A 22,794-nucleotide genomic window follows, 5' to 3' on the forward strand; every position below is an offset into this window, starting at 1 on the left:
TCGGCACTACCTATCTCCGGAATGGCTTTTTCTTCCTCCCCCTTCGCTTCCGAGCGTGCCCCCGGCGCCGGCGTCACTGCGGTGCTCGGGCCGACCAACACCGGCAAGACCCATCTCGCCATCGAGCGGATGCTCGCGCATCCCTCCGGCATGATCGGGCTGCCGCTGCGCCTGCTTGCGCGCGAGGTCTATAACAAGATCGCCGATCGCGCGGGGCCAGAGAGCGTCGCGCTCGTGACCGGCGAGGAGAAGATCAAGCCGAAGAAGCCGCGCTATTGGGTCTCGACCGTCGAGGCGATGCCGCGCGATCTCGACGTCTCCTTCCTCGCCATCGACGAGGTCCAGATCGCCTCCGACCTCGAACGCGGCCACGTCTTCACCGACCGCATTCTCAACCGCCGTGGCCGCGACGAGACGCTGCTCTTGGGCGCCGCCACGATGCGCCCGATCATCGAGCGCCTCTTGCCGGGCGTGTCCATGATCACGCGGCCGCGCCTGTCGCAGCTCGAATTCGCCGGCGACCGCAAGATCACGCGCCAGCCGCGCCGCACCGCCATCGTCGCCTTCTCCGCCGACGAGGTCTACGCCATTGCCGAGCTGATCCGCCGCCAGCATGGCGGCGCCGCCGTGGTGCTGGGCTCGCTCAGCCCTCGCACCCGCAACGCGCAGGTGGCAATGTTCCAGAACGGCGACGTCGACTATCTCGTCGCCACCGACGCGGTCGGCATGGGCCTCAATCTCGACGTCGACCACGTTGCCTTTGCCTCCGATCGCAAGTTCGACGGCTACCAGTTCCGCCGCCTGACGCCCTCGGAATTTGCGCAGATCGCCGGCCGCGCCGGCCGCGCCACGCGCAACGGCACCTTCGGCACCACCGGCCGCTGCGCCCCGTTCGAGCCCGAACTCGTCAACGCGCTCCAGAACCACACCTTCGACGCCGTGAAGATGCTGCAATGGCGCAACTCGAAGCTGGATTTCTCCTCGCTCGGCGCGCTCCAGGTGTCGCTGAACCTGGCCCCAGGGCACGAGGCGCTGACGCGCGCCCCGATCGCCGAGGACATGCGCGTGCTCGATCATGCTGCGCGCGACGTCGATGTGCGCGATATCGCGCATGGCAAGGTGGCCGTGGAGCGCCTCTGGGAGGCCTGCCAGGTCCCCGATTACCGAAAGCTGTCGCCGGCCGCCCATGCCGAGCTGGTGACGACGCTGTACGGCTTCCTGATGCAGAAGGGATGCATCCCCGATAGCTGGTTTGCCGCCCAGGTCGATCAGGCCGACCGCGTCGATGGCGACATCGACACGCTGTCGGCCCGGATCGCGCAGATTCGCACCTGGACCTTCGTCGCCAACCGCCCGGATTGGCTGAAAGACCCCGAACGCTGGCAGGGGATCGCGCGCGAGGTCGAAAATAAATTATCGGATGCGCTCCATGAACGCTTGACTGAGCGTTTCGTTGATCGCCGGACCAGTGTATTGATGCGCCGCCTGCGGGAGAACACGAGCTTGAATACTGAAATCGGCAAGACCGGCGAAGTCATCGTCGAAGGCCACGTCATCGGCCGCCTCGACGGCTTCACCTTTGCACCGGACGCTGCGGAAGCCGGCTCCGATGCGAAAGCCTTGCAGGCTGCAGCGCAAGCGGTGCTCGCCGGCGAGATCAACGCGCGCGCCGAAAAGCTGGGCAATGCACCGGACGAGCAGTTCGTGCTGACCTCCGAAGGCATCATCCGCTGGACCGGCGATGCCGTGGCGCGCCTGTCCGCCGCAGACGACGCGCTGCATCCGCGCATCCGCATCATCTCGGACGAGAGATTGACTGGGGCGCCCCGCGAGAAGGTGCAGGCCCGACTCGAGCTCTGGCTCAAGACGCATATCGAAAAGCTGCTCGGGCCGATGTTCGAGCTGTCAAAGGCCGAGGATGTCACCGGCATCGCCCGCGGCATCGCCTATCAGCTGGTCGAGGCGCTCGGCGTGCTGGAGCGGCCGAAGATCGCCAGCGAGCTGAAGGATCTCGACCAGTCCTCGCGCGCGGTCTTGCGCAAATACGGCGTCCGCTTCGGGGCCTATCACATCTATTTCCCCGGTCTGCTCAAGCCCGCCGCGCGCGCGCTCGCAGCGCTGCTCTGGGCGTTGAAGCAGGACAATGTCGATCTCTCCGCGCTGTCTGGCGCTCAGCATCTGGCATCTTCGGGCCGCACCTCGTTCCCGGTCGACAAGCAGCTGCCGCGCGATGCCTATCGCGTGCTCGGCTACAAGCAGGCCGGCGAGCGCGCCGTGCGCGTCGATATTTTGGAGCGGCTTGCCGATCTGATCCGCCCGGCGCTGGCCTGGCGCGAGAACTCGCCCGGCGAAAAGCCGGCCGGCGCGTTCGACGGCCGCGGTTTTGTGGTGACGCAGGCGATGACCTCGCTCACCGGGTCGGCCGGCGAGGACTTTGCGTCCGTGCTGCGCGCGCTCGGCTATCGCATGGAGAAGCGTCCGCCGTTGCCGCCAAAGCCTGTGGTGACCGAGACGGTCGCGGCAGAGACGCCGCCCGTCGAGGGCAGCGCGGAGACGTCGACCGAGACCGCAGCGGAGGCCGTAGCGGGTCTGTCGGCAGAAGCATCCGGTGAAGTCGCTCCCGAAGCCGTCACGGTCGAAGACGCCCCCGGCATGGAGCAGCACGACGGGGGCGCGCAGGACGCAGAGCCTGCGCCGGAAGCTCCGCCTGAGGCTGCCGTCACGCCCGAAGATGCGCCCGGCATCGCGCCACCGGCGGAAGAGATTGCTGCGCCGGCAGAGGCTGCCGGCCTCGAAGCCGCTGCCGCCGAGACCGCGGCAACGGAAGCTGCTGCATCGCCTGATGCTGCCGCGCCTGAAGCCGTCGCGCCTGAGGCTGCGGCGACGCCGGCCGAGCCCGAGCTCGTCGAGGTCTGGCGTCCCGGCGGCCGTCACGAGGATCGCAAGCCGCGCCACGAGCGCCATCGCCATCAGCGTCACCATCAGCCGCGTCCGCAGGCGAGTGCAGAAGGCAGCACGGCCGCGTCCGGCGAAGCAGCCGAAGGCGCGAAGCCGGGCGAGCGCCATCGTCATGGTGGTGGTCATCGCCGCGACGGGGCCAAGGATTTTCGCAAGGGCCGCGAAGGTGGTGGAGACGGTGCGCCGCGTCCCGAGGGGCGTGACGACAGGAATCGCCGTTTCGAGGGCAAGGACCGCGACAACAAGGATCGCGATCGCAACCGCGACAACAAAGGCAAGTTCGGCGGCGATCGCGACAAGGGCCGCGACAACCGTGGCCGCGACCGCGACAAGGGCCGCGACCGCCGCGACCGCGAGTCCGGTCCGTCGCTGCGTCCCTATGCCTCCAGCGCGAATCCGCGCGAACGCGATCGTCCTGTTGATCCGAACTCGCCCTTCGCAAAGCTCGCAGCGCTGAAAGAGCAACTGGCGGGGCGCAAGGAGTAATCCTACGACCGAGCGGCAGCGCATCGACAAATGGCTGTGGCACGCCCGGGTGGTGAAGGCGCGCACCTCCGCCGCTGAGCTGGTGGTCACCGGCCACGTTCGCGTCAACGGCGCACGCGAGACATCGCCGGGGCATGCGATCAAGGTCGGCGACGTGCTCACCATCGCGCTCGATCGCACCGTGCGCGTCTTGAAGGTCATCGCCTTCAACGAGCGCCGCGGCGATGCCGCCTCGGCCCGCGTGCTCTACGAAGAGCTCGGCGAGCGCAATTAATTGCGCGGTGCATTCATTTCTTGGCTGGTCAAACGCACACAAGTGTCATGATCGGCCGTTCCCGACCTTGCGGCGCCGGGCCATCCGCGCTACGCAAGCCGCGACTTTTGAAAGAGCTTTTCGGAGCGTTGGATGACTTACGTCGTCACTGAAAACTGCATCAAGTGCAAGTACACCGACTGCGTCGAGGTCTGCCCGGTCGACTGTTTCTACGAGGGCGACAACATGCTCGTCATCCATCCCGACGAGTGCATCGATTGCGGCGTGTGCGAGCCGGAATGCCCCGCCGACGCCATCAAGCCGGACACGGAACCGGGCTTGGAAAAGTGGCTCCAAGTCAACGCCGACTACGCCAAGAGCTGGCCCAACATCACCCAGAAGAAAGAATCACCCGCCGACGCCAAGGAATTCGATGGCATGGAAGGCAAGTTCGAGAAATATTTTTCTCCGAACCCGGGCTCGGGAGACTAATTAGGGCCCAAACTTAACCCTAATAGCTGCGTTACCGCCGAAAACCAGCCCTGAAGACCCCTAAATCATTGATTTTTGCGGGAAATGTGCTATATTGGGCACATTAAGCCGAACCCCGTCAGCCCCGTTGGCCCCTCTGGGTTCCCGTGAAACCAAATGTCGAACAGGGGCGTGGCAGTTTCCGCGCGCAGGCTGTGTCACAGAAAACGCGTAAAAAGAGTACTTCAGCGAGGGCTTCCCATAAGGAGGCCAAAAAAGTCGCCGCGGCCAGCCGTAGCGCATCCAAGGGTCGGACCGCGACGAAGGCGCCGGCTGCAAAGTCCTCGAAGAACAAAAGAAGCGCAATGCCTAACAAGACTGCCAAATCGGCCGCGAAAGCGACCGTTGCCAAGCCTGCTGCTGCCAAGGCTCACCCGGCGAAGGCTCACGCTGCCAAGCCCGCCGCGCCGAAGGCTCCCGTTGCTGCTGCTCATGCCAAGGCTCCTGCCGCTACCAAGCCGGCCGCCAAGCCCGCTGCTGCGCCGAAAGTCGAGGAAAAGAAGGTCGTCACCCAGCGTCAGGGCTTTAAGGCCAACGAATTCGTCGTTTATCCCGCTCACGGCGTCGGCCAGATCCTGGCCATCGAGGAGCAGGAGATCGCCGGTGCCAAGCTCGAGCTGTTCGTCATCAACTTCATCAAGGACAAGATGACGCTGCGCGTTCCGACTGCCAAGGTCGCCAATGTCGGCATGCGCAAGCTGTCCGATCCGGCGCTGGTCAAGAAGGCGCTGGAGACCCTCAAGGGCCGCGCCCGCGTCAAGCGCACCATGTGGTCGCGCCGCGCCCAGGAATATGAAGCGAAGATCAATTCGGGCGACATCGTTGCGATCGCGGAAGTCGTGCGCGACCTCTACCGCTCGGAGTCGCAGCCGGAGCAGTCCTACAGCGAACGCCAGCTCTATGAAGCGGCGCTCGACCGTCTGTCCCGCGAGATCGCGGTGGTGCAGCATTCGACCGAGACCGAGGCGGTCAAGGAGATCGAGGCCCAGCTTGCCAAGAGCCCGCGCCGCAACGCCAAGGCGGAAGCCGCCGAGGGCGAAGCAGATACGGATGCAGAGGGCGATACCGACGACACCGATGGCGACGACACCACCGTTGCCGACGAGGCTGCGTAAGCAACCCGTCGTATCGATTGCAACAGATCAAAGCCCGGCCGTTCGGCCGGGCTTTTTGTTTGGGGGACGCTGGTCCGGACGACACCTTATTTGACCGGCCGTTTCTCCAGCTTCCTTGCCAGCGTCCGCCGATGCATGCCGAGCCTTCGGGCCGCTTCCGAGATGTTGAAATCCGTCTCGATCAGGGTCTGGTGGATGCGCTCCCATTCCAGCGTCTTGATCGATGTCGGTCGTGCATCGAGCGCGACCTCGGCGTTGCCTTCGGCCTTGTTGAAGGCGGCCTCGATGTCGTCGGTGTTCGACGGTTTTGCCAGGTAGTGGCAGGCTCCCAGCTTGATGGCCTCGACGGCGGTCGAAATGCTGGCAAAGCCGGTCAGCACCACGATCAGCATGTCGGGATCATGCGTGTGCAAGAGCTCGACGCAGGCAAGCCCGGAGGCGCCGCCGAGCTTGAGGTCGACCACGGCGTGGCCGAACGAGCGCTCCTCCAGCACTTGGCGTACCTCTTCGATCGAGGCGGCGAGCACGACCTCGTAGCCACGGCGCTCGAACGAGCGTTTCAGTGTGCGGGCGAAGCCGGCATCGTCCTCGACGACGATGAGCGAGCGGTCAGGCGTCAAAATTCCCTCCGATCGCGAGCGTTGCGAGCGGCAGCGTGAGACGAACGGTGGCGCCGCGCTTCCTGTGGTTCTCGGCGGTCACGCTGCCTCCTAATTTGCGCACCACGTTCACCACCAGGAACAGGCCGAGCCCGCCGCCGGCGCGGCCCTTGCTGGACTGATAGGGCTTTCCGAGCTGCGCCAGCATCTCCGGCGCAAAGCCCGGGCCGCGGTCGCTGATCGACAGCACGAGATTGTCGCCCTCGCGCTCGGCGACGAGCTCGACCCAATCGCGCGAGACCTCATAGGCGTTGTCGAGCACGTTGAAGATCACCTGCTTCAGCGCGATGTCGGAGACGATCGCGACGTCCTCGCCGAAGGTGTTGACGAAGTAGAGCGTCCGCGCCGAGCGCGCGTCGCGCCATTCCTCCACCAGCGCGGTGACGAACGCCGTCACCGTCGTCGGCGAGGAGCCTTCGCCGCGTGCTTCGCCCGCCGACACCAGGATGCCCGTCACGATCGATTTGCAGCGTTGCAGCGAGGTCTCCATCTCCGCGAGATCCTCGGCGAGCTCCTGATCGGCGGCGAGATCTGGCATGCGGCGCCAGTCGCTGAGGATCACCGAAAGCGAGGCGAGCGGGGTGCCGAGCTCGTGGGCCGCGCCGGAGGCGAGCAGGCCCATGCGCACGATGTGATCCTGCTCGGCCGCGTGCTGGCGCAGCGCCGCCAGATGCGCGTCGCGCTCGCGCAAATTCCTGTTGATGCGGGTGACGAACACCACCAGCAGCACGGCGTTGAGGACGAAGCCCAACAGCATGCCTGCTACGGTGAGGCTGTAGGTCTCGCTGATGGGATTTGGCGGCAGGTCGAGCGGCCTGTAGGCGAGCGTCAGCCACACGAAACTCGCGCAGGTCAGCGCAACCAGCGACCAGGTCGAGCGGGCGTCGAGCAGCACCGCGCCCAGCGTGACCTGGAGCAGGAACAGCGAGGTGAAGGGATTGGTGGCGCCGCCAGAGAGGTAGAGCTGCGCGGTCAGCGCGGCGACGTCGAGCATCAGCGCGACCAAAAGCTCGTTGTTGGTGATCGCCGCGCGATGGCGCACCCAGACCAGGCTGGAGACGTTGAGCAGCACCAGCGCGCCGATCACCGCGCCCATCCGTTCCAAGGGCAGGGGGATGCCAAGCCCGAAATGCACGGCGCCGATGGTCACGATCTGGCCGACCACCGCGGTCCAGCGCAGCTGGATCAGCAGCGCCATGTTCTTGCGGTTGGTCTCGTCGTCGGTGGGAGCAGTGCCGATCAGCTCGCCGCGCGCGTCCTCCTGCGATTGCAGCGTCACGGCCAGCTCGCCGCCATGGGCCAGCGTCCGGGGGCTCGACTTTGCGTCGTCAGGTCGGCTCGACGATCGTTCCAGCATCTGATCCCGTCCTGCGGGCAGCGGCGTCGGAGCCGCCGGCCGGTTCGTGGACGAAGCGTTTGCGGCGCAATAGCCCGCCGCCGAATGTGACGAAAAGTCGACCGGCTAGCATGAAAGCCAGGGCAAACCACGTCAGTGCGTAGATCAGGTGGTTATTGGGAAAGCGGATCACGGTCAATCCGCCGATCGGACCGCCGGCAATTTGTGATCCGGCGTCGGCATCCACGAAAAAGGGCGCGACCTCGTGGAGGCCGCGTGCCGCCGCGATCGCGGCGACATCCCGCGAGTACCAGCGGTTGTGCTGCGGCACGTTGTTCCTGAGGAATCCGCCCCTGCGCTCCGTGATGCGCAACAGACCCGTGATCTCAACCTCGCCGTCGGGATTGCCGTCCCGGCGCGTCGAGGCGTCGCGCCGCTCGGAGGGCACGAAGCCGCGGTTGATCAGGACCTGCGTGCCGTCGCTGCGCAGAAGCGGCGTCAGCACCCAATAGCCGGGGCCTTCCTCGGTGACGGCCTGCACCAGCGTCTCGCGGTCATGCAGGAAACGGCCGGTGAGGGTGACGTGCCTGTACTCGTCGTTCGCGGTGGAGATCGTGGGCCACGCAGCGGGCGAGGGAACCGGCTGGGCCGGGGCATGAACGCGCTGCTCGACCCGGTCGATCAGCGCCAGCTTCCAGGCGCGGCGTTCGACCTGCCAGATGCCCAGCGCGATCAGAACGGCAATCGCCGTGAGCGAGAGGACCGTGAGCCACAGGGAGGGGGATCGCGCAGCCTTGCCGCGCGTCCCGCCTGCCTTGTTCGTCCCGGTCCAGATCTTGCTCACGTCAGAGGCTCGCTCACTTCATTCCGCTCATCTGATGAATCGGCATCATGTTGCTGTTGAGGTGGTTCATCACCCACAGCGAACCGGAAAGCGCGATCACCACCATGACGATAGTGAAGATCAGCGCCATCATGCTCCAGCCGTTCTCCGACGTCGTATTCATGTGCAGGAAGTAGATCATGTGCACGACGATCTGCACGACTGCGAAGGCCATGATGAGCAGCGCGGTGATCTGCTTGCTCGGCAGCGCGCCGCTCATCACCAGCCAGAACGGGATCGCGGTGAGCACGACCGAGAGCACGAAGCCGAGCATATAGGTCGAGAACGTGCCGTGGGCGTGGCCGTCGCCATGGTGATGATCGTCGGCGTGCGCGGCGTGAGTATCGGTGTTCATCGCAGAACTCCCAGGAGATAGACGAAGGTGAAGACGCCGATCCAGACTACGTCGAGGAAGTGCCAGAACATCGACAGGCACATCAGGCGGCGGCGGTTGGCTTCGATCAGGCCGAACTTCCAGACCTGCACCATCAGCGTCACCAGCCAGATCAGGCCGCAGGAGACGTGCAGGCCGTGGGTGCCGACCAGGGTGAAGAACGCGGACAGGAAGGCGCTGCGCTGCGGCGTGGCGCCCTCGTGGATCATGTGGGCGAACTCGGTGAGCTCGATGCCGATGAAGGCGAGGCCGAACAGGCCGGTGATCGCCAGCCAGATCTGCGTCTGGCCGACCTTGTTCTGCTGCATCGTCAGCATGGCGAAGCCGTAGGTGATCGACGACAGCAGCAGCATCGAGGTGTTCACCGCGACCAGATTCAGGTCGAACAGGTCCTTCGGCGCCGGACCGGCGGCATAGTTGCCGCCGAGCACGCCGAAGGTGGCGAACAGGATCGCGAAGATGAGGCAGTCGCTCATCAGATAGATCCAGAAGCCGAGCGCGGTGCTCCAGCCTTCCGGATGCGGGTGCTCGTCGGCGAGGTAGAAGATCGGCTCGCCAGATTGGGTGGGATTGATCGCGACAGTCATTTTACTTGGCTCCGGCGAGCAGTTTGGTGCGCGCGTCCTCGGTCCGGATGACGTCTTCAGCCGGAATGTCGAAGTCGCGGTGATAGTTGAAGGTGTGACCGATACCGACGGCGAACATCGCGATGAAGCTCGCGGCGGCCAGCCACCAGATGTACCAGATCAGGCCGAACCCCATCGCGGTGGCAAGACCGGCGAGGATGATGCCGGTGCCGGTGCTGCTGGGCATGTGGATCGGCTTGAACCCGTTGAGCGGACGCTGGTAGCCGCGCTTTTTCATGTCCCACCACGCGTCGTTGTCGTGCACGACGGGCGTGAAGGCGAAGTTATAGTCCGGCGGGGGTGAAGAGGTCGCCCATTCCAGCGTGCGTGCATCCCAGGGATCGCCGGTGACGTCCTTGAGCTGCTCGCGCTTGAGGAAGCTCACCGCGAACTGCACCAGCATGCAGATGATACCGAGCAAGACGAGCCCGGCGCCGATCGCGGCGATGACGAACCAGATCTGGAGCGAGGGATCGTCGAACACGCGCAGGCGGCGGGTCACGCCCATTAGGCCGAGCACATAGAGCGGCATGAAGGCAAGATAGAAGCCGGTGACCCAGAACCAGAACGACAGCTTGCCCCAGAACGGATCGAGCTTGAAGCCGAACGCCTTCGGGAACCAGTAGCTGATGCCTGCGAACGCGCCGAACACCACGCCGCCGATGATCACATTATGGAAGTGCGCGATCAGGAACAGGCTGTTGTGCAGGACGAAGTCGGCCGGCGGTACCGCGAGCAGAACGCCGGTCATGCCGCCGATCACGAAGGTCAGCATGAAGGCAATGGTCCACATCATCGGTAGCTCGTAGCGGATGCGGCCGCGATACATCGTGAACAGCCAGTTGAACATCTTCGCCCCCGTCGGGATCGAGATGATCATCGTGGTGATGCCGAAGAACGAGTTGACGCTGGCGCCCGAGCCCATCGTGAAGAAGTGATGCAGCCAGACCAGGTACGACAGGATGGTGATGACGACCGTGGCGTAGACCATCGAGGTGTAGCCGAACAGCCGCTTGCCGGAGAAGGTCGAGGTGACTTCCGAGAAGATGCCGAAGGCGGGGAGAACTAGGATGTAGACCTCGGGGTGGCCCCAGATCCAGATCAGGTTCACGTACATCATCGGGCTGCCGCCGAAATCGTTCGTGAAGAAGTTGGTGCCGACGTAGCGGTCGAGCGAGAGCAGCGCGAGCACGACCGTGAGGACGGGGAAAGAGGCGACGATCAGGACGTTGGTGCAGAGCGAGGTCCAGGTGAACACCGGCATCCGCATCATGGTCATGCCCGGAGCTCGCAGCTTGACGATAGTACAGACCAGGTTGATGCCGGATAGCGTCGTGCCGACGCCGGCGACCTGAAGCGCCCAGATGTAATAGTCGACGCCGACGTCGGGACTGTAGCCGATGTTCGACAGCGGCGGGTAAGCCAGCCAGCCGGTGCGGGCGAATTCGCCGATGAACAGCGAGGCCATCACCAGCACTGCGCCGCCGACCGTCATCCAGAAGCTGAAATTGTTCAGGAACGGGAACGACACGTCGCGCGCGCCGATCTGGAGCGGCACGACGTAGTTCATCAGGCCGGTGACCAGCGGCATCGCCACGAAGAAGATCATGATCACGCCGTGGGCGGTGAAGACCTGATCGTAGTGATGGGCGTTGAGATAGCCTTCGGAACCGCCAAAGGCGAGCATCTGCTGGCCGCGCATCATCAGCGCGTCGGCGAAGCCGCGCAGCAGCATCACGATGCCGAGGATCATGTACATGATGCCGATGCGCTTGTGGTCGACGGTGGTGAACCACTCGCGCCACAGATAGCCCCAGAGACGGAAATAGGTGAGGGCGCCGAGCAACGCGGCGCCGCCGAGCGCGACCACCGCGAAGGTGCCGACGACGATCGGCTCGTGCAGCGGCAGCGATTCGAAGCCGAGCCGGCCGAAGATGAGCTTGAGAAGATCAGGAGACATGCGGGATCTCTTTAAGAATCTGACTTCGGACGCTGTCCGAGGAAGAAGGACGAGGACTTCAGCGGCGTGAACGACGGCCGCTTCAGGCCGGCGCCGAGCAGCGGCGCGGTGTCGGTCGGCGCCTTGATTGACGCGGTGGTCGCGGCGCCTTGCGGCGCATCCGGGGTGCAGGTGCCGGCAACGAAGCTCGGCTCCAGCCCAAGCGCCGTGCCGCGGCGGGCGTATTTGTCGTAGGCGAGCGGCAGCGTATTGTTCACGCCCTGATGGCCGGCTCCGCCCTTGGCGTCAATCGCCATCATCTCGCTCTGGCACATCTTGCCGGTCTCGACGCACATATTAAGGATCAGGCGGTAGAGATCGGAATCGATCGTGCCGTAGCGCCGGACCGGTTCGTTCTGACTGGGTTTTTCGAGCTGGAGATATTCGGCGCGGCCGAGCGAGCCGCCGGCCGACTTGGCGCTGGCGATCCAGGCATCAAAGCCCTTGTCGTCGAGGCCCTGGAAGTTGAAGTGCATGCCGGAGAAGCCGGCGCCGCTGTAATTCGCCGAAAAACCCTTGTAGGTGCCGGCGTGGTTGACGACGGCGTGGAGCTTGGTCTCCATGCCCGGCATCGCGTAGATCTGGCCGGCGAGCGCGGGGATGTAGAACGAGTTCATCACCGAGGACGCCGTGATGCGGAAGGTGATCGGACGGTCGACCGGAGCTGCGAGCTCGTTGACGGTGGCAATGCCGTAGTCCGGGTAGATGAAGAGCCATTTCCAGTCGAGCGCGACGACGTCGACCTCGAGCGGGGCGTTGGATTGATCGACGGCGCGCTCGGCATGGATGCGGCCGAGCGTGCGATAAGGGTCGAGCAGATGCGTTCCCATCCAGGTCAGCGCGCCCAGGCAGACGATGATCAAGAGCGGCGCCGACCAGATCACCAGCTCGAGCTTGGTCGAGTGGTCCCAATCCGGCTCGTAGCGAGCCTCAGTGTTGGACTGGCGGTAGCGCCAGGCGAACAGCACCGTCAGCGCCATCACGGGGACGACAATCAGGAGCATCAGGACGGTGGAGATGATGACGAGGTCGCGCTGCTGGGCAGCGATATCGCCGGCGGGCGCCAGCACGACGTAGTTGCAGCCACTAAGCGCAGCCGCCAGGGGTAGCAGCGCCAGAATCTTGAGACGGGACACGAGCCGAGCCTTTGAGAATGAGTTTCCTTTGCCGGCCCAACGGGTAGCTGCGGCGCAGCAATCCGGACATTGGACAATTTGTCCAATGTTGCAGTGCGGAATGTTGAGTCAGAGAGGTCCAGATTGCCTGGCGTCCCGCCGGGCGGTTGGCTTTGGTTTTCAGGACGTTAAGGGCGCACGCATGGCGACGGCACAGACCCCCGCAATGGCAGACCTCCACTCGGGCGAGCACGGCCACGACCAGGCGAGCCCCGGCGAGATCGCCATCGGCGTCATCATTGGCCGTACCTCGGAATTCTTCGACTTCTTCGTCTTCGCGATCGCCTCCGTGATCGTGTTCCCCCGCCTGGTGTTCCCGTTCGCGAGCGAACTGACGGGCACGCTCTATTCCTTCATGATCTTCGCGCTGGCCTTCATGGCCCGCCCCATCGGCACCGTCATTTTCATGACGATCGACCGCGCCTACGGCAAGACGGCCAAGCTGATCTCGGCGCTTTTCCTGCTCGGCACTGCCACCGTCGCGATCGCGTTCCTGCCGGGCTATCACGAGATCGGCGTTGCCGCGATCTGGCTGCTGGCGCTGGCGCGTATCGCGCAGGGTTTGGCCTGGGGCGGCGCCTGGGACGGTCTCGCCTCGCTGCTGGCGCTGAATGCGCCGCCCTCCAAGCGTGGCTGGTACGCAATGGTGCCGCAGCTAGGGGCCCCGCTCGGGCTGATCGTGGCGAGCGCGCTGTTCGCCTATTTCGCCGGCAACCTCTCGGCCGACGATTTCTTCGACTGGGGCTGGCGCTATCCGTTCTTCGTCGCCTTCGCCATCAACGTCGTGGCGCTGTTCGCCCGCCTGCGCATGGTGACGACCGAGGAATATGCTTCGCTGTTCGAGACTCGCGAATTGCAGCCGGCGCGCATCTCAGACACCGTCGCGCGCGAAGGTCAGAACATCATGCTCGGTGCGTTCGCGCCGCTGGCGAGCTTCGCGCTGTTCCACATGGTGACGGTGTTTCCGCTGTCCTGGGTGTTCCTGTTCACCCGCGAAAGCCCGGTGCGCTTCCTGATCATCGAAATCGTTGCTGCCGTGTTCGGCGTCGCCGCGATCGTGATCTCCGGCATCATCGCCGACCGTGTCGGCCGCAAGTCGCTGCTGATGGGATCGGCGATCGCGATCGCGATCTATAGCGGCTTCGCCCCGCAGCTGCTCGACGCTGGTGCGTTCGGCGAGACCATCTACATGGTGATCGGCTTCATCCTGCTCGGCCTGTCCTTCGGCCAGTCCTCGGGCGCGATCGCCTCGAATTTCAAGCAGACGTACCGTTACACGGCGTCCGCACTGACGTCGGATATGGCCTGGCTGTTCGGCGCCGGCTTCGCGCCGCTGGTGGCGCTTTTGCTCGCCACCAATCTCGGCGTCATCGCCTCGGGTGCGTACCTGTTGTCGGGCGCGTTCTGGACCCTGCTCGCGCTCTGGCTCAGCGGCCAGCGCGAGGCCGGCGACATGGACGCGGGGCGGTAGCCATCCGGGCTACGCGTCGATGTCAATCCGCGACGATCTTCACCCGATCACGCACCTTCACCTGCGCGTTGCGGTCGAGGCCGTTGAGCACGCGGAAACGCTCGGCGGGATGGTCGACGCCGGCCATGCGATGGGAGAGCGATTCCACGGTGTCGCCGGGCTGCACCGTGATGACCTTGATCCGTAGCGGGCGCGCGGCCTGGATCTCCTCGAGCGTCAGGCGGCGGAATGAATTGACGGTCTCGCGCGCGTTGCGGTCGCTCTCGGTCGACTTCTGCCTGGCCGCGAAGATGAAGCGGTAGACGTCGCTGCCGAAGCGCAAAGCATAGACCTTGAACTGCCACTGATCGCCCTTGGCGGTGGCGGATGCCGCCGGAAAGCCGTTGATGGTGAGATCCTCGGTGGAAGCCTTCTCGACACCTTCCATCCAGCCGGAGTTCAGGTAATCGCCGAGCGACTGCTCGGCGGGCACGCGCACCACGTCGAAGCGCATCGCCTGCGAGCCACCCTCGCGCACGCCGATCACCGCCTGCGCGGTGTTGTCGAGCGTGAAATTGTCCGGCGCCTGGAAGGTAAAGCCGAGCTTGGGATGCAGGAACCTGCGGCCGCGGACAAAGCCTTCGCTGGGGTCTTCGCCATAGACGAGATTGTCGATCGCGGCGAGATAGGTCTCGCGGTCGCGCTCGGCGCCTTCGGGCGCTGCATATTGTCGCGCGATGGTCTGCGCATTCTGCACGCGCTCCGGGGTGGCCGGATGCGACGAGGTGAAATCCTGCGCGCGCGGATCGAGCGAGCTTTTCCCGGCCTTCAGCTCGGCATTACGCTCCATCGCCGAGAGGAAGCGCGCCGCACCGTAAGGGTCAAAATGCGCGCGGGCGGAAATGCCGACGCCGATGCCGTCGGCCTCGATCTCCTGCTTGCGCGAGAAGCTCGCCATGGTGAGCTTGGTCTTGGCGAGCGCGAGCGCGGTCAGATCTGGATCGTTGCTCATGTCGGTGACGACACGGGTGACGATCGCGGCTTGGCGCGCCTGGTCCTCGCGCATCGCGGCGTGCTTGGACAGGACATGCGCCATCTCGTGACTGAGCACGGAGGACAATTCCGAGGTGTCGCTGGCGAGCGCGAGCAGGCCGCGCGTGACGTAGAGCTGGCCGTTCGGCAGTGCGAACGCATTCACCGCGCCGGAATTGAGGATGGTGACCTTATAGCCCTGATCGGGGCGGTCGGAGACGGCGACCAGCCGGTCGACGGTCTTGCTGACGAGCGATTCCAGCCGCGGATCGTCATAGGTGCCGCCATAGCTCGCCAGGATGCGCTCGTGCTCCTTCTCGGTGGCCGGGGTCTGCGCGACGGCGGGTTTCGGCTTGGGCATCGCGACAGCCGGTGGGGTCGCGGCGGCCTGGAACCTGCCCATGTCGCCGCAGCCGGCGAGAAGCCCGCCCAGAACAAGGCACAGCGCGGCCGGCGCAGCCCGCAGGCGGCGGCCATCACCTCGTTCGTGCCGTTCTAGCACCCCATTCACGTCGCTTAACCCGTGCCCGGCCCTTTTAGGGCCTTACCCCTGTCGGCTCGTTTGCGCCCAGCAACTCGACCTGTCCCACGAGGCGTATATCGATACGCGGCCCCGTATTCCCTTCAACCCAGCCCCGAACGCGAATACGTCGATTCTCCAAGGACTTGAGGGTAATTCCGGCGTTTTCGAATGCCGGCAGCGTGCGCCTTGAAATAGTCGCCGCAAAGCCCCGTGTCCAGTTTCGTCCGAAGTTGAGGTAGGTCATTGCCCCAGCTTGCCGGACCGACAGGACTTTGCCCTCGACCACCATAAAACGCCCAATCCCTGCCAAAATATCGTCCGGACTTTCCGCGTTTTTTATGGCCGACGGATCAGCCCAGCTGCCCATTTTTTGGCGCCGCGCCTCGGCTTCCGACGCCATCAGGGCGGCCGCGCAGTCCTTGTCCGTGATCTCGGCGGAGACGATGGCATCGCCTTGGGCGAGCAGCGTGGCCTGTACCGAGATATCGCTCTCGCCGACGAACACAAAAGCGCCTTGCCGGCCGTAGCGGTCAGGTGTGTCGTCTGTGCCGCGCAGGGCCACGTCGCGGCCGGCGAGCAGCGACGTCAGGGCCTGCTTTGTCGTCGCCGTCGTCTCGATGCCGATCAGGCGGATTTCGCGGCCATCGTCGAGACGCACGCTGCGCGCATCGACGATGGCCGCGACGCGGCCTTCGCCCTGAGACTCGAACTGGCATGGGCTCGCGGATGCGCTGTGACCCGCGACGAGAAGAAGTGCGACGATGAGGTGAAGGCGTGGCGTCACGTGACCCGGAGAGGTTGTATTGCGTGCCAAGCTTAGCTCATGCGTAGTGGCTCGCGAAGAGGCTTCCTCATACTCCGTCATTGCGAGCGCAGCGAAGCAATCCAGAGCCCCTCCGCGGAAAGATTCTGGATTGCTTCGCTACGCTCGCAATGACGTGGAGACATTTGTCCGCGCCTCACCATTCCGCTTTGCGGAAAACACACGCGGCAATCGTGCGCACGCAACGTACCTTCGCTTGCTGCGCTCTCGCGCATACGGCATGATTGCAGCAACACCAATAGCCAAGCCGCCATCAGAGCACGGCGCGATAAGGGAGACCTTTTTCATGAAGCGTATTTTGTCGGTCATTTTTGCCGCAGCGTTTGCCCTGAGCGCGAGCGCCGTGCAGGCGGAGGACAAGCCGCCGCTCAAGATCGGCGGCATCCTCGACATGTCGAGCCTCTATGCGGACATCACCGGCCCCGGCAGCGAGACCGCGGCCAAGATGGCTGTCGAAGACTTTGGCGGCGAGGTGCTGGGACGCAAGATCCAGGTGCTGGCGGCCGACCATCTCAACAAGGCCGATCTGTCCGCCAACATCGCCCGCGACATGCTCGACAATCAGGGCGTCGAGATGATCTACGACGTCGCGGCCTCGGCGACCGCGCTCGCCGCCGGAGAGATCGCGAAAGCGCGTAACAAGATCATCATCTTCAACGGCCCGGGCTCGATCCGCCTCAGCAACGAAGCCTGCGGTCCCTATACCGTGCACTACGTGTTCGACACGTTCGCCCAGGCCAACGTGACCGGCCTTGCCGCGGTCAAATCGGGCCTCGACACCTGGTTCTTTCTCACCGCCGATTATGCCTTCGGCCAGGATCTGGAGAAGGATACCAGCAACGTCGTCACCAAGACCGGTGGCAAGGTGCTCGGCAGCGTGCGTCATCCGCTCAACACCTCGGATTTCTCGTCGTTCCTGCTGCAGGCGCAGGCCTCGAAGGCCAAGGTGATTGGGCTCGCCAATGCCGGCGGCGACACCGTCAACGCCATCAAGCAGTCGGCGGAGTTCGGCATCATGAAGGGCGGCCAGAAGCTGTCGCCGCTGCTCGCCTTCGTCACCGACATCGACTCGATCGGGCTTGAGACCGCGCAGGGCCTGCTGCTGGCCGAAGCGTTCTACTGGGACATGAACGAGGAGACGCGCGCCTTCTCGAAGCGCTTCCAGGAACGCGTGAAGCGGCCGCCGACCTCGGCGCAGGCCGGCGTCTATTCCTCCGTCACGCATTATCTGAAAGCGGTGAAGGCAGCCGGCACGACCGACGCTGCGGCGGTCATGAAGGTGATGAAGGAGACGCCGATCAACGACTTCTTCGCCAAGGGTGGCAAGATCCGCGAGGACGGCCGCATGATCCACGACATGTACCTGTTCGAGGTGAAGAAGCCGTCGGAATCCAAGGGCCGCTGGGACGATTACAAGCTGCTCGCCACCGTCCCCGGCAATGAGGCGTTCCAGTCGCTGGAGCAGTCGCGCTGCCCGCTGGTGAAGAAATGACAGCGTGACGAACTCGCAACGTCATTGCGAGGAGCGAAGCGACGAAGCAATCCAGACGGCATCTGCGGAAACACTTCTGGATTGCTTCGCTTTGCTCGCAATGACGGTGTGGTGATAGCTAAAACAACAAGGGAGACGTCCCATGAACGACATGGTCCTGCAAAAGCTCGAAGGCGGGCTGCTCACCATCACGATGAATCGCCCGGAGCGGAAGAACGCGCTCAACCCCGACATGGTCGCCGGACTGGTCGAGGCGGCGCGGCGCGCGGCCGATGATCCGGAGGTGCGGGCGGTGCTGTTCAAGGGCGCGGGCGGCAGTTTCTGCGTCGGCGGCGACGTCAAGTCGATGGCGGAGGGCCGCGCGCCGCTGCCGTTCGAGCAGAAGCTCGCAAACCTGCGCCGCGGCATGGAGGTCTCGCGCATCCTGCATCAGATGCCAAAGCCCATCGTGGCGCAGCTCGACGGCGCGGCGGCCGGCGCCGGCCTGTCGATGGCGCTGTCCTGCGACCTGCGCATCGCCAGCGAATCCTGCAAGATCACCACGGCCTTCGCCAAGGTCGGCTTCTCCGGCGATTACGGCGGGACCTATTTTCTGACGCAACTGCTCGGCAGCGCGCGGGCGCGCGAGCTCTATCTGATGTCGCCGGTGCTGACTGCAAAAGAGGCGCATGCGATCGGCATGGTGACGAAGGTGGTTCCCGACACCGAGATCGACGCTGCCGCGCACGAGCTCGCGCTGTCGCTGGCGCAGGGCCCATCGATTGCGCTTGGCTTCATCAAGCGCAACATCAACAATGCCGAGCATCTGGCGCTGGAGGATTGCTTCGATGGCGAGGCGATCCATCACACCCGATGCGGCGACACCGAGGACCACAAGGAGGCCGCCAAAGCCTTCGTCGAGAAGCGCAAGCCGACCTTCAAGGGCGCATGACGATGGCGCCCTATATCCGGCTGCGTCAGATCTGCCTGGTGGCGCCGCAGCTTGAGCCTGTCATCACGGACATCGCCAGGATCATGGGCCTCACTGTGTGCTATCGCGACGGCAATGTCGCGAAATACGGTCTGGAGAACGCGCTGCTCCCGGTCGACACAATCCTGCTGGAAGTCGTGGCGCCCTTCAAGGACGGCACCACGGCCGGCCGCTTCATTGAGAAGACCGGCGGCCGCGGCGGCTACATGGCGATCTTCTGCTGCAACGATCCGGACGAGCGCGGCCGCAACGCCAACGCGCTGGGCGTGCGCACCGCCAACGTCATCGACCATGCGCCCTATCACGGCGTGCAGCTCCACCCCCGCGACTGCCGCGCCGCCTTCATCGAGTTCAATCACACCGAAGGCAGCGACGACATTCTCGGCGTCTATCCGCCGGCGGGACCCGACTGGCAAAAATTCATCCGCAAGGATGTGACGCAGGCGCTGACGACCGTGGAGATGCAAAGCCCAGACCCGCAGGGGCTGGCGGAGCACTGGGGTAAGATCATTGGTATTGCGCCGCGCGACGCCGAACTGAAGCTGCCCAATGCAAGCTTCCGATTCGTGAAGGGGGCCAGCGAGATCATGAGCGCGCTGGAGTTTCGGGTGGCTGACGTGGCGGGCGTGCTGCATGCGGCCAAGGCGAAGGGGCTGGCCGTTGCCGGCAACGAGTTCTTGTTAGGTGGTGTAACGTTCCGCGTCGCTTGATTTGTCGGCTCATCTCTCACCGTGTCGTCGTGCCCGGGCTTGTCCCGGGCATCCGCGTTCTTGAGCTGGAATGACGGCGTTGGATGGTCGGGACAAGCCCGGCCATCACGGATAGACTAATCGAAAAACAACAGGGACACGCCATGCCGCATCCGCTCGACAGCTTCTTTGCGCCCGCGAGCATCGCGCTGATCGGGGCCTCGCGCGATCACGAGAAGATTCCGGGGCGGCTTTTGTCGATGCTGCGCAAGAACGATTATCCCGGCAAGATCTATCCGGTGAACCCGAACTATGCCGACATCGACGGGCTCGCCTGCTGTAAATCGATCGCCGAGATCGGCGCTCCGGTCGATCTCGCCGTCATCGTCATTCCGGCCCGCGCAGTGCTGCCAGCGCTCGAGCAATGCGCCGCCGCCGGGGTCAAGAACGCCGTCATCATCTCCTCTGGCTTCGCGGAGGAGGGCGGCGACAGCGCAGCAATGCAGGACGCGATCGCGGCGCTGGCGAGACGCACCGGCATGCGGATTTCCGGCCCCAATGCCGAGGGCTTCTTCAGCCAAATGCAGCGCGTGGCGGCCACCTTCAGTCCCGCAGCGGACGTCAAGCCGGGTGTGGTACCGCTGGTCGCTACGCAAAAGCGGATCGGCATCGTCGCGCAGAGCGGCGGCATCGGCTTTGCCTATTATCATCGTGCGAAGGCGATCGGTATCGCCGTGAGCTACGTTGTCAGCGCCGGCAACGAATCCGATCTCGGCGCCGGCGAGTTCCTGGACTATTTGGTGCAGGACGCCTCGACCGACGTGATCCTGCTGTTCATCGAAGGCATCCGTGACGTCGACAAGTTTCTGGCCGCGGCGCGGCGCGCTGCCGAGACGAGAAAGCCCGTCATCGTGACAAAAGTCGGCCGTTCCGGCGCAGGCCAGCGGGCGGCAGCCTCGCACACGGCGAGCATGGCCGGCTGGTCGACGGCCTATGACGCGGTGTTCGCGAAATACGGATTCATCGTCTCCAACGATCTCGACGAGGCGCTGACGATCGCGGCGCTGCTCGCCAGCAATCCGCTGCCAAAGGGCGATCGCGTCGCCGTTGTCACCGTCTCCGGCGGCGCCGGCATCTGGGCCGCGGATGCTGTGGCACTGCAAGGCTTGCAGGTGCCGGAGCTCTCCGAAATGATCCAGGCCGGGATCCGAACGCTGATGCCATCCTACGGCACCGCACGCAACCCGATCGACGTTACGGCGCAAGGCGTGACCTCCGGCGGATTGCAGAAGAGCGTCGACCTGCTCACCGCCTCCGACGAGGTCGACGCGGTGCTGGTCGTGCTCTCACTGTCGAGCGAGGTGCGCAAACCGTTCGACGAGGCCGAGCTGACGCCGGCGCTGGCGGCGCAGAAGAAGCCGGTCGCGTTCTATTCCTACACGGTGCCCTCCGACTTCGCGCGGCGGGAGCTCGCGAAGTCCGGTGTCGTGGTCCTCTCCGGTTTGACTCATGTCGGCGTCGCGATGCGGCGGCTCGTCGACTACGCAATGTTCAATCTGCCGAAGCCCGCGGACGAGACGCGGTTGCCGGTGCGCGATCTCTCTGCGCATTTGAAGCAGCAGGCATTGTCCGAGGCCGACAGCAAGGCATTGCTCCGCGGCGCCGGCATCGGGCTGCCGGACGAAGTGTTGGTGACGGAAAAGGCCGGGCTGGATGAAGCCGTCGCCCGCGTAGGCTTTCCGCTGGTGATGAAGATCCAGTCGCCCGACATCGCGCACAAGAGCGAAGTCGATGGCGTGCGGGTCAACATCACCACCAAGGGCGAGGTCTTCCTGGCATTCGAAGCGTTGCTCAACAATGCGCGCAGGCAGCGGCCGGCGGCGGTCATTCAAGGTGTGCTGGTCGGGCCGATGGCGAAGAAGGGCGTCGAGATCATCGTGGGAACGATGACGGACAAGACATTTGGCCCGATGGTGATGGTGGGGCTCGGCGGCGTCACGACCGAGCTATTCCGCGATGTGATCTATCGTCCGGCGCCTGTCGGTGCGGAGGAGGCCGGCGCGATGCTGGCAGGATTGAAGGCTGCGCCGCTCCTGAACGGTTTTCGCGGAGGGGCGAGGGCGGATGTCACGGGTCTGGCGCAGCTCGTCGCCGATATCTCCGTGCTTGCCGCACGGCATGCAGCGGAGATCGCGGAGATCGAGCTCAACCCGGTGCTGGTGCACCCGGAGGGGCAGGGCGTGACGATCGTCGACGCGCTGGTGGTGGGGCGCACTTAAACCCTCTCCCCTTGTGGGAGAGGGGGGCTCGCCGCATCCCGGCGAGACGGGTGAGGGGTATCTCTCCGCAAATACGGACTTGATCGCATGGATAGATACCCCTCATCCGGCGCTTCGCGCCACCTTCTCCCACAAGGGGAGAAGGAACAAAGAGGTGCCTTCACCCGACGAGCTACCTTCCCCTAAAATTCGCCACGCGCCGTTCTTCCGTCGCCTTCACGCCCTCCTTAAAATCCTCCGTCGCGCGCAGCCGCGTCTGCTCGGCGAGTTCGTGATTGGTCGCCGCCATGACGCGGTCGGCCAATCCGGCGCGCATCGTGGCGCGGGTGGAGAGCAGGCCGAGCGGGGAGCATTCGGCGATCTCGCTGGCGAGCTTCATCGCGGCCGCCTTGACCTGGTCCTGCGGCACCAGCTCGTTGGCGAGGCCCCATTTGTAAGCCTCCTCGCCGGTGACGCGGCGGCTGGTATAGAACATCAGCTCGGCGTTGTTCTTGCCGATCAGCTCGGGCAGCGTCACGGTCAGGCCGAAGCCGGGATGGAAGCCGAGCTTGGTAAAGTTCGCGGAGAAGCGGGCTTCGGGACAGGTGACGCGGAAGTCCGCGGAGACCGCCAGGCCCAGGCCGCCGCCGATGGCAGCGCCCTGCACGGCGGCGACGATCGGCTTCTTGGCGCGGAAGATGCGCACGGCCTGGATGTAGAGATGGTTGATCGGCCCGAGACTGTCGGCCGGATCGCCCTTGGCGGTCTTCTCCGCTTCGCGCGCTTCCTGCGCCTGCCGCGCCGGATCGCCGAAATTGGCGCCGGCGCAGAATGCCTTGCCCTGTGCCGATAGAACCGAGGCGCGGATTTCGATGTCGCGGTCGAACTCGTCGAGCGCATCCGCGATCTGGTTGATCAGCGAGATGTCGAAGAAGTTGAGCGGCGGGCGGCGGATCTCGATGGTGCCGACATGTCCGACCTTCTCGACGCCGATGTCATTATAGGTGCTCATAGGTTGTCTCCAAACATCTCGATCTCTCAGTAGCGAAGAACCACCTCTCCCATCGGGAGAGGTCGGCGCGTAGCGCCGGGTGAGGGGCTGCGGTCCTGGTGAGGGCGTAACCCCTCACCCGATTTGCTGA

At 64.7% G+C, this 22,794-nt stretch carries 19 protein-coding genes; 9 read left to right on the forward strand and 10 right to left on the reverse strand.

What is annotated here, in order from left to right; genetic code table 11:
* Positions 1-21 precede the first annotated feature (21 nt).
* The 4 genes from IVA92_RS15915 to IVA92_RS15930 all read left to right on the forward strand — a co-directional run bounded on the left by IVA92_RS15915 (position 22) and on the right by IVA92_RS15930 (position 5,343).
* Positions 22-3,444 carry a helicase-related protein gene (locus IVA92_RS15915; RefSeq protein WP_247276314.1) on the forward strand — a complete coding sequence of 1,141 codons (3,423 nt, stop codon included), beginning with the start codon at positions 22-24 and terminating at the stop codon, positions 3,442-3,444.
* 22 nt (positions 3,445-3,466) lie between these two features.
* Entirely contained in the window at positions 3,467-3,718 is a 252-nt protein-coding gene (locus tag IVA92_RS15920; protein WP_346015473.1) for a S4 domain-containing protein, read from the forward strand.
* 132 nt (positions 3,719-3,850) lie between these two features.
* Entirely contained in the window at positions 3,851-4,189 is a 339-nt protein-coding gene (fdxA, locus tag IVA92_RS15925; protein ID WP_018643465.1) for a ferredoxin FdxA, read from the forward strand.
* Between the two features lie 344 nt (positions 4,190-4,533).
* Positions 4,534-5,343, forward strand: a complete 810-nt coding sequence (locus tag IVA92_RS15930; protein WP_247276316.1) for a CarD family transcriptional regulator — start codon at positions 4,534-4,536, stop codon at positions 5,341-5,343.
* Between the two features lie 86 nt (positions 5,344-5,429).
* On the opposite strand, the gene IVA92_RS15935 is transcribed toward IVA92_RS15930, so the two are convergent.
* From IVA92_RS15935 to cyoA, 7 genes are read right to left on the reverse strand one after another with little or no spacing between them, the layout of a single operon-like run.
* Positions 5,430-5,963 carry a response regulator transcription factor gene (locus IVA92_RS15935; RefSeq protein WP_247276317.1) on the reverse strand — a complete coding sequence of 178 codons (534 nt, stop codon included), beginning with the start codon at positions 5,961-5,963 and terminating at the stop codon, positions 5,430-5,432.
* On the reverse strand, positions 5,953-7,359 hold the full coding sequence (locus tag IVA92_RS15940) for an ATP-binding protein (RefSeq protein ID WP_247276318.1): 1,407 nt from the start codon (positions 7,357-7,359) through the stop codon (positions 5,953-5,955). Before IVA92_RS15940 ends, IVA92_RS15935 begins: the two co-directional genes overlap by 11 nt.
* Complete coding sequence (locus IVA92_RS15945) at positions 7,331-8,182, reverse strand: SURF1 family protein (RefSeq protein WP_247276319.1); 852 nt, start codon at positions 8,180-8,182, stop codon at positions 7,331-7,333. The genes IVA92_RS15940 and IVA92_RS15945 overlap by 29 nt, the downstream gene beginning before the upstream one ends.
* Before the next feature lie 13 nt (positions 8,183-8,195).
* Positions 8,196-8,576 carry a cytochrome o ubiquinol oxidase subunit IV gene (cyoD, locus tag IVA92_RS15950; RefSeq protein ID WP_247276320.1) on the reverse strand — a complete coding sequence of 127 codons (381 nt, stop codon included), beginning with the start codon at positions 8,574-8,576 and terminating at the stop codon, positions 8,196-8,198.
* Positions 8,573-9,202: a cytochrome o ubiquinol oxidase subunit III gene (gene cyoC, locus IVA92_RS15955; protein WP_247276321.1), complete on the reverse strand. Its 630-nt coding sequence runs from the start codon at positions 9,200-9,202 to the stop codon at positions 8,573-8,575. The genes cyoD and cyoC overlap by 4 nt, the downstream gene beginning before the upstream one ends.
* Position 9,203: 1 nt before the next feature.
* Positions 9,204-11,201, reverse strand: coding sequence for a cytochrome o ubiquinol oxidase subunit I (cyoB, locus tag IVA92_RS15960; protein WP_247276322.1), 1,998 nt, complete (start codon positions 11,199-11,201; stop codon positions 9,204-9,206).
* An 11-nt stretch (positions 11,202-11,212) separates the two neighbouring features.
* Positions 11,213-12,376, reverse strand: coding sequence for a ubiquinol oxidase subunit II (gene cyoA / locus IVA92_RS15965; protein WP_247276323.1), 1,164 nt, complete (start codon positions 12,374-12,376; stop codon positions 11,213-11,215).
* Between the two features lie 181 nt (positions 12,377-12,557).
* Between cyoA and IVA92_RS15970 the strand changes: the two genes are divergently transcribed.
* Positions 12,558-13,886 (forward strand): MFS transporter, encoded by a 1,329-nt coding sequence (locus IVA92_RS15970; protein ID WP_247276324.1) that lies wholly within the window; start codon positions 12,558-12,560, stop codon positions 13,884-13,886.
* A 22-nt stretch (positions 13,887-13,908) separates the two neighbouring features.
* On the opposite strand, the gene IVA92_RS15975 is transcribed toward IVA92_RS15970, so the two are convergent.
* Together IVA92_RS15975 and IVA92_RS15980 are read right to left on the reverse strand one after the other, a co-directional pair.
* Positions 13,909-15,300 carry a M48 family metalloprotease gene (locus IVA92_RS15975; protein WP_247276443.1) on the reverse strand — a complete coding sequence of 464 codons (1,392 nt, stop codon included), beginning with the start codon at positions 15,298-15,300 and terminating at the stop codon, positions 13,909-13,911.
* Positions 15,301-15,433: 133 nt separating this feature from the next.
* Positions 15,434-16,285 carry a thermonuclease family protein gene (locus tag IVA92_RS15980; RefSeq protein WP_247276325.1) on the reverse strand — a complete coding sequence of 284 codons (852 nt, stop codon included), beginning with the start codon at positions 16,283-16,285 and terminating at the stop codon, positions 15,434-15,436.
* A gap of 244 nt (positions 16,286-16,529) precedes the next feature.
* Between IVA92_RS15980 and IVA92_RS15985 the strand changes: the two genes are divergently transcribed.
* From IVA92_RS15985 to IVA92_RS16000, 4 genes are all read left to right on the forward strand, one after another.
* Positions 16,530-17,735, forward strand: coding sequence for an ABC transporter substrate-binding protein (locus tag IVA92_RS15985; protein WP_247276326.1), 1,206 nt, complete (start codon positions 16,530-16,532; stop codon positions 17,733-17,735).
* Positions 17,736-17,877: 142 nt separating this feature from the next.
* Entirely contained in the window at positions 17,878-18,666 is a 789-nt protein-coding gene (locus IVA92_RS15990) for an enoyl-CoA hydratase (RefSeq protein WP_247276327.1), read from the forward strand.
* 2 nt (positions 18,667-18,668) lie between these two features.
* Positions 18,669-19,415, forward strand: coding sequence for a hypothetical protein (locus IVA92_RS15995; protein ID WP_247276328.1), 747 nt, complete (start codon positions 18,669-18,671; stop codon positions 19,413-19,415).
* Between the two features lie 143 nt (positions 19,416-19,558).
* On the forward strand, positions 19,559-21,673 hold the full coding sequence (locus tag IVA92_RS16000) for an acetate--CoA ligase family protein (protein WP_247276329.1): 2,115 nt from the start codon (positions 19,559-19,561) through the stop codon (positions 21,671-21,673).
* Between the two features lie 172 nt (positions 21,674-21,845).
* Here the strand turns inward: IVA92_RS16000 and IVA92_RS16005 are convergent, their stop codons facing one another.
* Complete coding sequence (locus IVA92_RS16005) at positions 21,846-22,664, reverse strand: enoyl-CoA hydratase/isomerase family protein (protein ID WP_247276330.1); 819 nt, start codon at positions 22,662-22,664, stop codon at positions 21,846-21,848.
* Positions 22,665-22,794 lie beyond the last annotated feature (130 nt).

This window comes from Bradyrhizobium sp. 154 (assembly GCF_023073875.1).
Classification (GTDB): domain Bacteria; phylum Pseudomonadota; class Alphaproteobacteria; order Rhizobiales; family Xanthobacteraceae; genus Bradyrhizobium.

What these genes read in the sequence shown, in the direction of transcription:
- IVA92_RS16005 (WP_247276330.1), bottom strand. Translation starts at nt 22,664, where the DNA reads ATGAGCACCTATAATGACATCGGCGTCGAGAAGGTCGGACATGTCGGC.
- IVA92_RS15940 (WP_247276318.1), bottom strand. Translation starts at nt 7,359, where the DNA reads ATGCTGGAACGATCGTCGAGCCGACCTGACGACGCAAAGTCGAGCCCC.
- IVA92_RS15930 (WP_247276316.1), top strand. Translation starts at nt 4,534, where the DNA reads ATGCCTAACAAGACTGCCAAATCGGCCGCGAAAGCGACCGTTGCCAAG.
- IVA92_RS15975 (WP_247276443.1), bottom strand. Translation starts at nt 15,300, where the DNA reads ATGGGCAGGTTCCAGGCCGCCGCGACCCCACCGGCTGTCGCGATGCCC.
- cyoB (WP_247276322.1), bottom strand. Translation starts at nt 11,201, where the DNA reads ATGTCTCCTGATCTTCTCAAGCTCATCTTCGGCCGGCTCGGCTTCGAA.
- cyoC (WP_247276321.1), bottom strand. Translation starts at nt 9,202, where the DNA reads ATGACTGTCGCGATCAATCCCACCCAATCTGGCGAGCCGATCTTCTAC.
- fdxA (WP_018643465.1), top strand. Translation starts at nt 3,851, where the DNA reads ATGACTTACGTCGTCACTGAAAACTGCATCAAGTGCAAGTACACCGAC.
- IVA92_RS16000 (WP_247276329.1), top strand. Translation starts at nt 19,559, where the DNA reads ATGCCGCATCCGCTCGACAGCTTCTTTGCGCCCGCGAGCATCGCGCTG.
- cyoD (WP_247276320.1), bottom strand. Translation starts at nt 8,576, where the DNA reads ATGAACACCGATACTCACGCCGCGCACGCCGACGATCATCACCATGGC.
- IVA92_RS15970 (WP_247276324.1), top strand. Translation starts at nt 12,558, where the DNA reads ATGGCGACGGCACAGACCCCCGCAATGGCAGACCTCCACTCGGGCGAG.
- IVA92_RS15985 (WP_247276326.1), top strand. Translation starts at nt 16,530, where the DNA reads ATGAAGCGTATTTTGTCGGTCATTTTTGCCGCAGCGTTTGCCCTGAGC.
- IVA92_RS15990 (WP_247276327.1), top strand. Translation starts at nt 17,878, where the DNA reads ATGAACGACATGGTCCTGCAAAAGCTCGAAGGCGGGCTGCTCACCATC.
- IVA92_RS15980 (WP_247276325.1), bottom strand. Translation starts at nt 16,285, where the DNA reads ATGACGGAGTATGAGGAAGCCTCTTCGCGAGCCACTACGCATGAGCTA.
- IVA92_RS15915 (WP_247276314.1), top strand. Translation starts at nt 22, where the DNA reads ATGGCTTTTTCTTCCTCCCCCTTCGCTTCCGAGCGTGCCCCCGGCGCC.
- IVA92_RS15995 (WP_247276328.1), top strand. Translation starts at nt 18,669, where the DNA reads ATGGCGCCCTATATCCGGCTGCGTCAGATCTGCCTGGTGGCGCCGCAG.